13 protein-coding genes are annotated in these 13116 nt (G+C 60.2%); 5 read left to right on the forward strand and 8 right to left on the reverse strand.

Going from position 1 to position 13116, the window contains the following annotated elements; all coding sequences use genetic code 11:
* Window positions 1-49: 49 nt before the first annotated feature.
* Window positions 50-1264 (reverse strand): MFS transporter, encoded by a 1215-nt coding sequence (locus tag BN1012_RS02120; protein ID WP_043948334.1) that lies wholly within the window; start codon window positions 1262-1264, stop codon window positions 50-52.
* Window positions 1265-1314: 50 nt separating this feature from the next.
* Window positions 1315-2436 (reverse strand): Gfo/Idh/MocA family protein, encoded by a 1122-nt coding sequence (locus BN1012_RS02125; protein WP_081826153.1) that lies wholly within the window; start codon window positions 2434-2436, stop codon window positions 1315-1317.
* 102 nt (window positions 2437-2538) lie between these two features.
* Here BN1012_RS02125 and BN1012_RS02130 point away from each other — a divergent pair, with 102 nt between their 5' ends.
* Window positions 2539-3459 (forward strand): aldo/keto reductase, encoded by a 921-nt coding sequence (locus BN1012_RS02130; RefSeq protein ID WP_043948336.1) that lies wholly within the window; start codon window positions 2539-2541, stop codon window positions 3457-3459.
* Between the two features lie 11 nt (window positions 3460-3470).
* A complete protein-coding gene (locus BN1012_RS02135) occupies window positions 3471-4559 on the forward strand; it encodes an LLM class flavin-dependent oxidoreductase (protein WP_043948337.1) in 1089 nt (362 codons plus the stop codon).
* A 3-nt stretch (window positions 4560-4562) separates the two neighbouring features.
* Here the strand turns inward: BN1012_RS02135 and BN1012_RS02140 are convergent, their stop codons facing one another.
* Window positions 4563-5117: a cytochrome b gene (locus BN1012_RS02140; protein ID WP_043948339.1), complete on the reverse strand. Its 555-nt coding sequence runs from the start codon at window positions 5115-5117 to the stop codon at window positions 4563-4565.
* Between the two features lie 111 nt (window positions 5118-5228).
* Entirely contained in the window at window positions 5229-5585 is a 357-nt protein-coding gene (locus tag BN1012_RS02145; RefSeq protein ID WP_043948340.1) for a rhodanese-like domain-containing protein, read from the reverse strand.
* Between the two features lie 187 nt (window positions 5586-5772).
* On the opposite strand from BN1012_RS02145, the gene BN1012_RS02150 reads away from it, so the two are divergent.
* Window positions 5773-6150, forward strand: a complete 378-nt coding sequence (locus BN1012_RS02150; protein WP_043948342.1) for a nuclear transport factor 2 family protein — start codon at window positions 5773-5775, stop codon at window positions 6148-6150.
* Here the strand turns inward: BN1012_RS02150 and BN1012_RS02155 are convergent.
* Together BN1012_RS02155 and BN1012_RS02160 are read right to left on the reverse strand one after the other, a co-directional pair.
* A complete protein-coding gene (locus tag BN1012_RS02155) occupies window positions 6147-6668 on the reverse strand; it encodes a VOC family protein (RefSeq protein ID WP_043948343.1) in 522 nt (173 codons plus the stop codon). The two genes, BN1012_RS02150 and BN1012_RS02155, sit on opposite strands and share 4 nt — an antisense overlap.
* A 3-nt stretch (window positions 6669-6671) precedes the next feature.
* Entirely contained in the window at window positions 6672-8417 is a 1746-nt protein-coding gene (locus BN1012_RS02160) for an N-acyl-D-amino-acid deacylase family protein (protein ID WP_043948344.1), read from the reverse strand.
* A 609-nt stretch (window positions 8418-9026) separates the two neighbouring features.
* Here BN1012_RS02160 and BN1012_RS02170 point away from each other — a divergent pair.
* The gene (locus tag BN1012_RS02170; RefSeq protein WP_043948347.1) at window positions 9027-9725 is read left to right on the forward strand and encodes a VOC family protein; all 699 of its coding nucleotides are present in this window, start codon (window positions 9027-9029) and stop codon (window positions 9723-9725) included.
* 135 nt (window positions 9726-9860) lie between these two features.
* Window positions 9861-10478 (forward strand): FMN-dependent NADH-azoreductase, encoded by a 618-nt coding sequence (locus BN1012_RS02175; protein ID WP_043948348.1) that lies wholly within the window; start codon window positions 9861-9863, stop codon window positions 10476-10478.
* Between the two features lie 50 nt (window positions 10479-10528).
* On the opposite strand, the gene BN1012_RS02180 is transcribed toward BN1012_RS02175, so the two are convergent.
* Window positions 10529-12280, reverse strand: coding sequence for a CocE/NonD family hydrolase (locus BN1012_RS02180; RefSeq protein WP_052534357.1), 1752 nt, complete (start codon window positions 12278-12280; stop codon window positions 10529-10531).
* Window positions 12277-12951, reverse strand: coding sequence for a TetR/AcrR family transcriptional regulator (locus BN1012_RS16520; RefSeq protein WP_171815885.1), 675 nt, complete (start codon window positions 12949-12951; stop codon window positions 12277-12279). Before BN1012_RS16520 ends, BN1012_RS02180 begins: the two co-directional genes overlap by 4 nt.
* Between the last annotated feature and the right edge of the window lie 165 nt (window positions 12952-13116).

Genomic DNA, 13116 nt, shown 5'->3' on the forward strand with positions numbered 1-13116 from the left:
GCCAGTTCTAAACACGAACACCCAGCCTATCGCCACAACATCCAAATGGCTATTGCCGTGTCAGCCTCAACAACAAGAGTGCGATGACACTCATCACCAGCACTGAGACGGCGCCCGCCCATACACCTGTTTCAAGAAACGGCGCCGCAGCTGCCGTGCACAGGGCCGTTGCCGCCATGGAGGCAAACAGGATGAACGCGCTGGCGCGCGCCGCATGGCTTGGCATCATGTCGATGGCACGGGCAAAGCCGGCACCGCCGCGCAACCCAAGCCCGATGCAGGTCGGCACTGCCGCCAGCGCGTGCAGCCACCACGCGGGATTGGCGGCAAGCAAGGTGTACCCGACCAGCAAGACGCCGCCGACAATCTGCAATTGATTGCCAACCATGATGAGCCGGTCGGCCCCCAGCCGCACAGCCAGCCGGCCTGTCATCTGGGCGGCAATAAGAAATACCCCGACCCACAAGATCTGTGTACCGACGAATTCAGAAGGTCCACCATCCATATGGATGCGCAGCAAGGCAGGCGTGCTGAACACCAGTCCGAGGAACCCGCCAAGAGCAGCGGCGTGCGACAGGGCATAGCCCATATAGGCCGGATGCTTCAGCAAGGCGGTATAGCCCAGCAGCGCGCCCACAAGATCACGGCCCGGCTTTGGCAGTTCACGGGGCATCGCCAGAAACGCAATCAGGCCTGCGGGGATTGTGATGATCGCCAGCAGCCAGAAGTTCCACGACCAGCCAAAGCTGATGAAAATCCACGCCCCCAATATGGGCGCAAAGGCCGGGATCACCGCATCGATCGACCCGATGATCGACATGGCATGAATGGCGCGGGCTTCTTCAAACAGCGCCCGGATCAGCGGGGCCGTCAGGGCAGCACTGGCAGCACCGGCGGCGCCTTGCACGAAGCGCGCGGCAATCAACGCGTCGGCACTTTGCGCCATGGCGCAGGCAATGGTTGCAGGCACGAACAGCGCGACCGATGTGCCAAGCACCGCGCGCCGCGAATAGATATCGCCAAAGGCCCCCATGAAAATCTGCGAAATGGCAAAGCCCGCCGCAAACGCAACCAGCGTCATCTGTGCGGACTCAAGACTGATGCCCAGGATCTCCGGCAGGGCAGGAACAGACGGCAGATAAAGATCCGTTGCGGCCAGCGCCAGCATGTTGAGGGCCACGATGGACCCGAGCATCAACGCGCGCCGTCGCGGGGACACGGTGTAAGCGTGGGCTTCGACAGAATGGTCGTCATGCAGGGTCACGGCGGCGTCCTCAATCAGGGCCGCGCACTATCAAACGGAGGCGCTGAAAATTACAGCCCGAACTCTGACATATCTACTATGCGCCCCTGCTCGATGGAGCGGTGGGCGGCCAGACCCATGGCGACAGACCGCAGCCCGTCCCCAACAGACACCAAAGGTTTTGTGCCCGAGCGGATGGCGTCCTGAAACGCCAGATGCTGGTAGTAGGAGGCCCCATGGTGATGCCCCGCATCCAGCACCTTCTGGTCCACATCAATATGCGTGCGCACGGTATCGTTGCCGGTATTGAGCGTATGCGCCAGCTCACTTTGCGGAATGGTCACTTCCAGCGCGCCCCTGGTGCCGGTAACGGTCAGGTGCTCGCGCTGCTCCAGCGCTGTTACAAACATGCACAGCTCGTGACAGGCCCGCACCCCATTGTCGAACTCAACAATCACAAACGCATTGTCCATGATGTCCGGCGTCTTGCCGTCATAGCTTTCATCCAGATGGTTCACGTCCTGCCCGCCCGACGCCATCACCCGCCGTGGCTCGGACCCGATGATGTGGCGCATCAGGTCAAAGAAGTGGCAGCTCTTCTCCACCAGCGTCCCGCCGGAGTTCCGGTTGAACCGGTTCCAGTCACCGACCTTCTGCAGGAAGGGAAAGCGGTGTTCCCGAATGGTCAGCATCTTCACGTCGCCGACGGCACCCGCACGGATTTCATCCACAAACCGCGTCACCGGTGGCATCCAGCGATACTCAAGCCCCATCCACACCACACCGGGATGGGTGGACGCGGCAAGCTCAATCCACTGGCAGTCATCAAAGGTCGTGCACAGGGGTTTTTCGATGAGCAGGTGCTTGCCGGTTGCCAGCGCATCTTCCACCACATCCTTGTGGGTGTGGTTCGGCGTCGCGACAATCAGCGCGTCAAAACTGTCCGGCTTGGCAAACAGGTCGCGATAGTCCGCATAAAGCTCAATCGGTTTGCCCTCCATGGTGAGCTTCGCCCAGTCGCGCGAGCCTTCATGGGGGTCCGCCGCCGCCACCACTTCTGCACCATCAATAATGGCGATGTTGCGAATATGCTCATTGCCCATCATTCCGGCGCCAATGATGGCGTAGCGGATGGGGCCAGCATGTCCTTTGGCATCCGCACTGGCATGTCCGCGGGTCTCGATAGAAGGCATTCGCTTGGTCTCCGGGCTATGCTATTGGGGGGGCTATTGGGGGCTAACGCAAGTGCCCCGGCAGTGGGTGCGGCAACCTACGCGACGCGGCAGAGGAAATAAATGTCCGACCTGATGATTGATAAGGGCAAGCGCCAGCTCGGCCCCAGTGACCTCAAGGTCAGCCCCATCGCCTACGGCATGTGGCGGTTTGCAGGAGAGGGCGAGATTGAAGCCAACGCGAAGGTCGAAAGCGCGCTCGATGCTGGCATCACGCTGTTTGATACCGCTGATGTGTACGGCCTTGATTCCGACGCGCCCTTTGGCGCCGCAGAGGAACTGTTCGGCCATGTCCTCAAGGCCCGGCCCGCGCTGCGCGACCAGATGGTGATCGCCAGCAAGGGCGGCATCATTCCCGGCACGCCATATGACAGCAGCGCAAAATATCTGCGCGAAGCCTGCGAAGCATCCCTCAAGCGCCTGCAGATCGAGACCATCGATCTCTATCAGGTGCACCGGCCCGACCTGCTGACCCACCCCGCAGAGCTGGCGGATACGCTTCAGTCCCTGCGCAAGGAAGGCAAGATCCGCGAATACGGCCTCTCCAACGTGACCGCCCACCAGATTGCAGCCCTGCAGGCCCATCTGGATCACCCCATGGCCACCCAGCAGCCTGAATTGTCCGCGCTGGCCATCGAACCGGTGACCGACGGTATCCTCGACCTGTGCATGGCCACAAACATGACGCCCCTGGCCTGGAGCCCGCTGGCCGGCGGTCGCTTGATGCTGCACGCGTCAGAAGCGCCGACGTCCCAGCTGTCCGACGTCATCACGATGCTGGACAAACTGGCCGACAAGCACGCCGCCAGCCGCACCGCCATCGCTCTTGCATTTGTGCTGGCCCATCCATCGCAGCCCATTGCCATCATCGGCAGCCAGACCCCGGCCCGCATCGCCGACGCCATGAGCGCGCTTGATGTCACCCTCAGCCGCCAGGACTGGTACGCCATCTACGAAGCCGCACTCGGCGCGCCTCTTCCCTAGGAAATCACTCAATGTCCCATTCCCCAGTCACGGGCCCTGTCGAAATCTCCTGGTTCTCCGCTCTGTGCGATGACGATGCTGAGTTTCTTGGCACCCAGGACCCGGCCTATCTGTCGACCTTCGAGCACTGCAAAAAGATTGTGGATGCGGCGGAGGCAGGTGGCTTTGACAACATCCTGCTGCCGTCAGGCTTTTCGCTGGGCATTGACCCGGTAGCGTTTGCAGCCGGCGTTGCCCCTACCGTCAAGAACATGCGTCTGCTTTTGGCTGTGCGCTGCGGCGAAATGTGGCCGCCCCAGCTGGCCCGCCAGATCGCAACGCTGGACCAGATGCTCGGCGGTCGCCTGACGGTCAACATTATTTCATCCGACATGCCCGGCCAGACCATGGAGTCGGCACCGCGCTACGGTCGCACGCTGGAAGCCATGGAAATCGTCCGTACCCTGCTGGATGGCAAACCCGTCGATATCGATGGCGAGCATTACCAGATGCAGTTGGATCCCATGCGCATCGGCACGGTCTCCGGCAAAAGCCCGCCCTTCTATTTCGGCGGTATGTCACCAGCAGCCCGCGAAGTGGCCGCCAAGGGGTCTGACGTCTTCCTCATGTGGCCGGACACCAGGGAAAAGGTGCAGGCGCTGGTGGACGATATGCGCGAACGTGCGGCAAATCACGGCCGCGAACTCAAGTTCGGCTACCGCGTCCACGTCATTGTGCGTGAGACCGAAGAAGAGGCGAGGGCCCATGCCCGCCACATCATGTCGAAACTGGATGTGGAAGAAGGCGAAAAACTCCGTGCCCGTGCACTGGACGCAACGTCTGAAGGCGTGCGCCGTCAGGCCATGATGCGCGACGGGGCCGACGACGAAGGATTTGCCGAGGAAAATCTGTGGACCGGCATCGGCAAGGCCCGGTCAGGCTGCGGGGCTGCCATTGTCGGCAACCCGGATCAGGTGGCCGCCAAACTCGAGATGTATCGCGAGATGGGCTTTTCCGCCTTCATCCTGTCCGGCTATCCGCACGCAAAGGAGGCCGAGTATTTCTCCCGGCTTGTCTTGCCGAAGATCGACCACGGCCCCCTGCTGAATGCGCGCAGCTAGCTGCTAGACACGCCCGTAAGGCAGCATCCGCTGGAACACCTTGTCCCGGTCGATGAGCCAGTGCTTCATGGCGGCAGCCACATGGACGATCAGCAGCGCTGACAGCGCCAGCCCGCCAATGGCGTGCATCACGTGGAACACCTGCGTCAGAGCCGCATCAGACGGTGCAAGGCCTGTGAGGTTGATCAGCCCGTAGGGTTTGATGTCCCCGTCCACATAGGTCAGCGCATGCGACATGCCGATAATCGGTTGATAGATCAGCAGCGTATACAATCCGTACACGTTCCATTTGGAGGCTGTTTTCTGCCACGCGGGCATGCTGTCAGGATAGGCGGGCGGTGTGTGCGTCCGCCGATAGCGCAGGCGGTAGAAGGTCAGCAGCAGCACGACAATGCCATTGCCCGAATGGATCATCAGCGTCTGCAGCCGCTCATCCAGCGGCATGCCTTCAAAGCCCGGCGGAATGACGCCGAACGAAAACAGGATCGCCACAAGCACCAGAAGCGCTGTCACCCAGTGCAGCCATTTGGCTGTCGCCGAAAATTTCTCTGAAGCCATTTTTGCGCCCTCCCCAGGATTAGTCTTGATGACAAGAGTATGGGGACGCTCAGACAGCGTTCAAGCGAAGAATTGATCAAATGATCAGGAAAAAACAGAAACCCGCAGAATTTAGCCCTTTAGCTCCGGCTGCCCGGTTTCAGGATCGGTGACGATCAGCGGCAGGCCCGCCTGTTTCCACTCACCCAGGCCACCGGCCATGTGGGTTGCCTCGGCAGCGCCGCCGTCAAAGCACTTTTGTGCCGCCATGGCCGACCGCTTGCCGACACCGCAATGCAGGATCACCGGTTTGCCGCCTGTGGGCAGCGCGGAGGCATCAAAAGTGGACAGGGGAAAGTTGAACGCGCCGGGAATACGTTCGGCGCCATATTCACGCGGCTCGCGCACATCAATCACCACCACCTCGCCCGCATCCATTTTTGCTTTGACTTCGGTTGGGGAGAGTTCGTGCAGAATCTTGTCGCTCATGTCCGTGTCCTTTTTGTCAGGCGGTCTTGTTGGTCAAGTCTCTTGTGCGTCGGGTATTTGTCCAGCGGTTTGTGCAAGGCGTGTTGCACGCTCTGGATCGAAGCCGGGCGCCCCCACATATGCCGGGCACACGACTTTACACATTGAGTGTGCCGACTTTTCAGATATCTACATTGAGCGAAATCATATGCCCGACAAAGCCCGCGTCGACCAGTTTATTGATGCTGTTGTAAATGGCGACCACGTGGAAGCCATCCGCAATTTCTACCACGAGACCGCAACCATGCAGGAAAACCTGGGTGAGCCTCGTGTGGGCCGCGACGCCCTGATGGCCCATGAGGCCAACGCCATGGCCCGGGTCGCGAAAGTGGAGACCAAACCGGTCACTACCTATCTCGTTGATGGCGACAGTGTTGCCATCCGCTGGACCTTCATCATGACGGACAAATCAGACGTCAGCCGTCAGCTTGAGGAGCTGTCGCTGCAGCACTGGGACGGAGACCGTATCGCCCGGGAACAGTTCTTCTATGACAGTGCAACCGCATGGCATGTGGTGGACGCCTAGACCTTCTGCACCGGGTCAGACCCATCCCAGCTGTCTGCCGCATCGCGGATCGACTGGAAGAACGCGCCCTTGCGCCCGTTGGTCTCTGACAGCTCGATGACGCTGCCGGGATGGTCCTGCGCTGTGAAGTACACAAAACGACCGTCCGCCCCGATCTGCCCGGAATGGCCGACCTCAAACCCGCGTTCGGTCATCCGCGCCATGTCGCCGTCAAAGTCCGCCGTCCAGAAGGCCACGTGCTGCAGGCCTTCGTGACCGGCATTGAGAAAGTCGAGATACATGGACGGCGCGTCATTGCGCTGCTGGATCAACTCGATCTGCAATGGCCCGCTATTGGCCAGCGCAATGCTCATCTTCACGTCGGACGGCTTGCCGCCATACTGAAAGTTACTCACCGGCACGTCTTCGATATAGAAGAACGGCCCGACGCCCATGACCTCGGTCCAGTGGCGCATGGCGCGGTCGATGTCTCGCACCACATAGCCGTTCTGGCGGATGTCGCCCAAAACCCGGCTCATGAACTATTCCGCAGCGGCCGGTATTTGTGCCGCTGCCGGACGCGCCTGGCTGCCGCGAATGAGCTTGCCGCCCAGAACGCCGGTCGGCTCACCGTTGCGGAACGCCACGGCACCGGAAATGATGCTCGCCGTATAGCCGCGTGTCTTTTGCACAAAGCGTTTGCCGCCTGCGGGCAGGTCATAAACGATTTCCGGCTTGTCCATGGTGAGGTTGTCAAAGTCGATGACATTGACATCCGCCTTCATGCCCGGGGCCAGCACGCCCCGGTCATACAGGCCCACCAACTCCGCCGTCTTTTTCGTCTGTCCACTGATGATCCACTCAAGCGGCAGCGTCTCGCCCCGCGTCCGGTCGCGGCCCCAATGGGTCAGCATGGTGGTGGGGAAGCTGGCGTCGCAAATGATGCCCACATGCGCCCCGCCGTCACTAAGACCAAACGTGGTGTTGGGATGCTTCAGCATCTGTTCCACGTAAGACAGATCACCCGGCAGATAGTTCATCAGCGGGAAATAGATCAGCGCCTTGCCGTCATCTTCCGCCATCCAGTCCAGCAGCACTTCACGCGGGTCGCGCCCGTCGCGCTTGGCGTGGGCTTCCACGCTGTCTTCGGGCGCCGGTTCGTAGTTGGGTGGGCTGCCCAGCGGGAACATCTTGTGGAACCAGGTGAACAGCTGCGTTGAAATCTCGCCTTCCTTGAAGTCGACTTTTTCGGCCAGCAGGCGCGTCCGGAAATCCGGGTCTTTCAGCGCGGCCACCTGAGCCTCAAGCGTCCGCGGCATGATCTCGTGCCATGTCTTGTAGAGCAGGAACGGGTTGAGCGACGCCGTCAGCCCCATGACAACGCCGGTCGGGCGCGCAGGCACCTGCCCACGCATGGGCAGGCCGGCCTTGTTGGCGTCGGCAATCTTGTCGAGCACCTGGCTCCAGATGTCCGGGTGGCGGTCGTCCTGCTCAATGGTGAGCGACAGCGGCCGACCGGAAATCTCGACCATCTTGCGCAACATGCCGAATTCCCAGTCCACATCGCGGAAATCAGCGATGAGCTGGATGACACCTTTGCCGGACCGTTTCATGGCCTCGGCAATGCCGTTGAGTTCCATCTCTTCTGCCTTGTAGGTCGGCGTATGTTCGCCGTCCTTGTCGCGATGCTTTTCCGTGCGCGATGTAGTGACACCCAGCGCACCGGCCTCAAGCGCGGCTTCAACCAGCGCACCCATCTTGTCCGTGTCTTCGCGCGTGGCCGGTTCAAGCCGCGCGCCGCGCTCGCCCATCACATAAGCGCGCAACGCGCCATGGGGCACCTGTAGGCCCACGTCCAGCGCCAATGGAGATTTCTCCACCACGTCCATGTAATCCGGAAAACTCTCCCAGCCCCACTTGATGCCCTCGGCAAGCGCCGTACCCGGAATATCTTCCACGCCTTCCATCAGGCCGATCAGCCAGTTGTGCCGGTCCGGCGCACACGGCGCAAAGCCAACCCCGCAATTGCCCATGATGGCGGTGGTGACGCCATGGAAGGTGGAGGGCTGCAGATAGGGGTCCCACGTCACCTGGCCATCATAATGCGTATGCGCATCCACAAAGCCCGGCGTCACGATCTGACCCTTGGCGTCAATTTCTTCGCGGCCTGTGTCCGTCACCGTGCCGACGATGGAGATCGTCGCGCCGTCAATGGCAACATCCGCTTCATAGGGTTTGCCGCCCAGCCCGTCATAAACGAGCCCGTTCCTGATCACGAGATCATGCATGGGTTTCCTCCTGAATGTCGTGTTTCGGCAATTCTGAACTGCAACCGGCCCCACTTCAACCGCTGGTCTACTTTCGACAAGCTGGCAGCAATAATATGCTGAAGGTCGATACTAGACTTAACCTATTGTCCAGATGCTCCACGGTCGTGCGCCTGGGAGACACCGCAAGAAATGCAAAGTAATGGTTTGAAACTAAAGGTGGCGAAGATGGATGTTCGGCTTAGTGAAGTTCTAAATCCAGCTGAATCCAAGTATCTGCAAGAGGCCTTATCTACCGCCGCGTTGACCAGTTTGCTCCGAGATACAGACGTTGCAACGTTGATAGGGGCGACTAGAGAAGAAGTACGTCTGTTGATGATGAAAGCCGACGACCCGGACGCGCTTTGGAGTCCTAACGACATGTACATCGCGCGAGTGACTGCCTCGTGTATGTCGGATTCAGCGTTCACTCCAGACAAACACTGGTCCAAGTTCTTTTCCTGCGCTCGAGATGAGTTTGATTGCATCGTCGACAAAATGATCAGTTTCAAGTTTCCCAAATGACACCAAGGTCGATGCCCGCAATCGGGTGAACTAAGGCGTCAGACAAATAAGAAAGCCCGCCCGGTCATGGACCTTGCCAAGAATTCGCTCGATGTCGGCCTCTTCACCAATACACCTGAAGACGTGTCAGCCTTCTGGGTTGAGCACGCGGGCGTACAATTCGACCATGTCCTGCCGGTCTCCCGCGAGCTTCGGCAGCACCGCCATACGCTTGACGGTGCGGTGCTGAAGATCAATCACGCCAAAGACCCGCTGCCGCCGCGCGGCACTGCGGGATATCTGCGGCTTGTGGTTGCCTGTCCGAATGTGACGGACCCCCAGATATTGGTTGATCCCGATGGCAACGAGCTTGTGCGCTGGCCCATGGGACGTGACGGCATCACGCACTGGGCTCTGGAACTCGCCACGCCCTCTGTTGAGGCCTTCATGACGTTTTATCGGGATGCGGTTGGGTTGCCGGTGGATGAGACGCTTCCCTGCGCCGTGGCTTGCGGCCAGAGCCGCATTGTGGGCCGCGTCACACCTGACGTGCCCGACCGGTCCGACAATGACGTGATGGTCCGACCCGGCCTGCGCTATTCCACAATTCAGGTGTTCGATGTGGATGCGGAATATGCCCGCATCGTCGGCCATGACCCGGCCTACGGGGCACAGGAGCCCAGAACATTGGGCAAGACGGCCCGTATCGCTTTCATCCGCGATCCGTTCGGAAATTGGATCGAGTTGTCCCAGCGCGCCTCACTGACGGGCGCACTGCCGGAATAAGTCTGATTATTGCGTCAGAAGAAATAATAATTCCCCGTTTGTCCGGTTAATCCCGTCAGAGAAACCATCCATCTTGATCTCATCAGCAATTCAGCGGCCCCCAAAAATGGCCGCGCCACGAAATGGAGAGATCAGATGTTCACCCGCAAGAAAGACGCCGCCGCCCCCTTCACCGTTCTGCACATCGATGCCAGCGCCAGAAAGTCTGGCTCCGTGAGCCGCGACCTGAGCTACCGTATCGTGTCCGGTCTGATGAATGGCAACAAGGGCGCCAGGCTCATCCGTCGCGACCTCGCTGACGGCGTCCCCTTCATCGATGAAACCTTTACCGCCGCCATCAACACCCCGGAAGACCAGCGTACGGCAGCACAGAAAGAAGCCCTGCGCGTCTCGGACCAACTGGTCGCAGAACTTCAGGCGGCGGACGCCGTCGTGATCGGCGCCCCGATTTACAATTTCAGCGTTCCCGCCGTGCTCAAGGCCTGGATTGATCAGGTCGCCCGCGCCGGTGTCACTTTCAGCTACACGGAAAACGGACCCGTGGGTCTGCTTGAAAACAAGAAGGCCTATGTCGCGCTTGCCTCCGGCGGCACCCAGGTCGGTTCCGACATTGATTTCGCGTCCGGCTGGCTCAAGCACATCATGGGCTTCATCGGCATCCACGACGTCGAGATGGTCGCCGCCGACCGCACCATGATGGACGACCAGTCCGTCTCCCGCGCCGAAGCCGCAGCTGAAAAACTCGCTGCGTAAAGTGCAACGAGGCCGGGACCGCGCTGGACAAGAGGCAACAATCCTCCTGTCTAGCGCGGGATCACCGGCACCAGCAGGTGCGAGTCATATTGTCCGCCGGTATGGATAATGTGCGTCCCGTCGTTGACCGTCGCGTCATGCGCCAGCGCCATGTGGTCCATCTGGTCGCGGCCCTGCACGGAGACTTCCAGCGTCTCACCCGGCATGAACCGTGTGCCGCTGGGCAGGATCTCGATTTCCACCGGAACGATCTCGCCCGCACCAAGCGGCAGACTGCGTTCATGGGCCAGCACCGGCCGCGCCGGTGTTGAAAGATCTTCATCGAGCTCGCGTTGTGAGACGCGCAGCCAGCCAAGCGCCACCGGGCCTTTGGTGTAGCTCGCCTTGGCATAGAATGTGACCTCTTCGCCCAGCGCATTGTATTTGCGGACGGCCACGAAAAGATCCATGTCGTCGGCCCCTTCCGCCTCAACCCAGAGCTTCAGCTTCATGTTGCCGGTCAGCTCTGTTTCCTCGCTGAATGTTGTGCGGAACACAGCACCGCCTTCCCGCGCGTCATATCGTGTTGTCGTGCTCTCAGCCGGCAAAGTGTCGGCGAGGGCGCCACTGGCCGCATCAAGATAGAGCGGCGTCAGCACCGTGGGGGGCAGGGGCCACGTGTCTTCGCTGCGCACGCTGTAGGTATCAAGCGTGTCGCGCACCTCAACCCGGACACGGGGGCGTTTGTCGAAGCCATTGTCCTCACCTTTCAGGAAATGGTCGAAGAAGGCCGTCTGCATCTCCAGCGCCTCGGGGCTGTAATAGACGTCCCATTTGGGCTGGCCGTGCGTGTACAGCCACTTCTGCTGCGAGCTGATGCTCTTGAAGCCCTCGAACGACCCGCGCGTGTGCATGCCGTGGTCAGACCAGCTCGCCGCGATCAGCGCGGGAACCGTAATTTCTTCAAGCGCAATGCCGGAGGGCGGCATCACGTTTTCCTGCAACCACCTCATCAGCATCGGGCGCTTGCCGGCAAAATTGACGATGGCCGCCGGCGGCAGGTTGATGTCATTGGCCTTGCTGCGCACCCGCGTCAGCCAGAATTCGGTAAAGGCTGTTTCCGGAATGCCACCGTGAAACAGCACTTCGCGATAATTATCGCTCTGGCCTTCCCACGGCATGATCGCTTTCAAATGTTCCGGCGCGCTGCTGGCCGCCACCCATTGGGCGATAGCCAGATAGGATACGCCGGTTAGCCCGACATTGCCGTTGCTCCAGTCCTGCGTGCCTGCCCAGGTGATGGCATCATGAAAATCGTGGCGGTCCTGCATGCTCAGCACGCTTGCGACCCCTTCGGATTTTCCATAGCCGCGGCTATCGAGCGTCACGACGGCATAGCCCTGCTGCACCCAATAGGCGGGATCCGGACCTTCCCATGGGGTCCACGGGCTCACGACAATGCGCCCCATGTCATAGTCCGCCGTCGCGTTGCGGCGGATGTAATCGGGATATTGGTTGGGGCCTTCGTCCTTGTGGTAGGCGGTCAGCATCATCACTACGGGATATGTCCCGGCAGCCTTGGGGCGATAGAGATTGGCGGACAGTCGAATGCCGTCACGGGTCATCACGCCAAGGTCGCGATCGATGATGACGTCATCTTCAAGCCCAGCGATGTCCTTGATGATGATCGGACTGTCGGGAGTTCCAATGAAATCAGACAGATCAGATGGCTCATGCAGGTCCGGCCCGCTGCCCAGGACCAGGACGAGTCCCGCCACCACACTTGCACTAACCAGTCCGGCGGCAATGAGTGTCTTTCTCATGTCGTTTCCTTTTTTGTACGTGCGGTCGGCGCTGTTTCCGTTTGCGGGAACAGGGTGCTCAGGACACGGTCAATGTGGGTCTCGATACCGGCCTCGCCGGTGATGTCTTCGCTATAGAATTTGTTCGTGAAGGGCGCGATCGCAAAGGGGATCGAGCCAAGCATCACAAGGAAAATGAAAAACGAATCCGGGTCATGCTGCTGCATATACCCGGCATTCTGGACGCGTTCGAACACAGGTGTGATCAGCTCGTGGACTGGCAGAATGCGTGCCACCAGATAGTCCAGATGCGGCCCGGGCTCGCCACTGTCGTTGAGCATCAGCCGGGAGATCTCAGGCATCTCCGCGGTCTGCAGCATGAACTGCCGGGTAAAATCCTTGAGCAGCGCAACCGGGTCGCGGTCGTCGATGTTCTCGAACAGGGGAAGTTGCCGCTCGGCGACCTTCGCAATGAAACTGTCGACGACGGCCTTCCACAAATCATCTTTGGTGCCGAAGTGATGACGGATCAGTCCGTGGGTCGTGCCCGCGCTGTCTGCAATATCCCGCAGGCTGGTGGCACCAAAACCCTGCGCGGCGAAGAGCCGTCCCGCCGCACGCAAAATGGTCCGCCGCGTTTCATCGGCTGTCTCAGCCGACCGCTTGCCTTTCTTCCGGGGCGATATGGTCAAGTTGCTATCCATATGGATAATATAAAAAATCAGGTGCTTCAGAGTCAATGCGTCCGGTCACGTCACTTGGCGACGCCTGTGTGTGGGGGCTAGGGGCCCGGAACCACGGGGGAACCTGGCTGCTGCCAACAACGTTTTCAGGCGTTGGGTGCGGCTGAAAAACTC

Source organism: Candidatus Phaeomarinobacter ectocarpi (assembly GCF_000689395.1).
Taxonomy (GTDB): domain Bacteria; phylum Pseudomonadota; class Alphaproteobacteria; order CGMCC-115125; family CGMCC-115125; genus Pyruvatibacter; species Pyruvatibacter ectocarpi.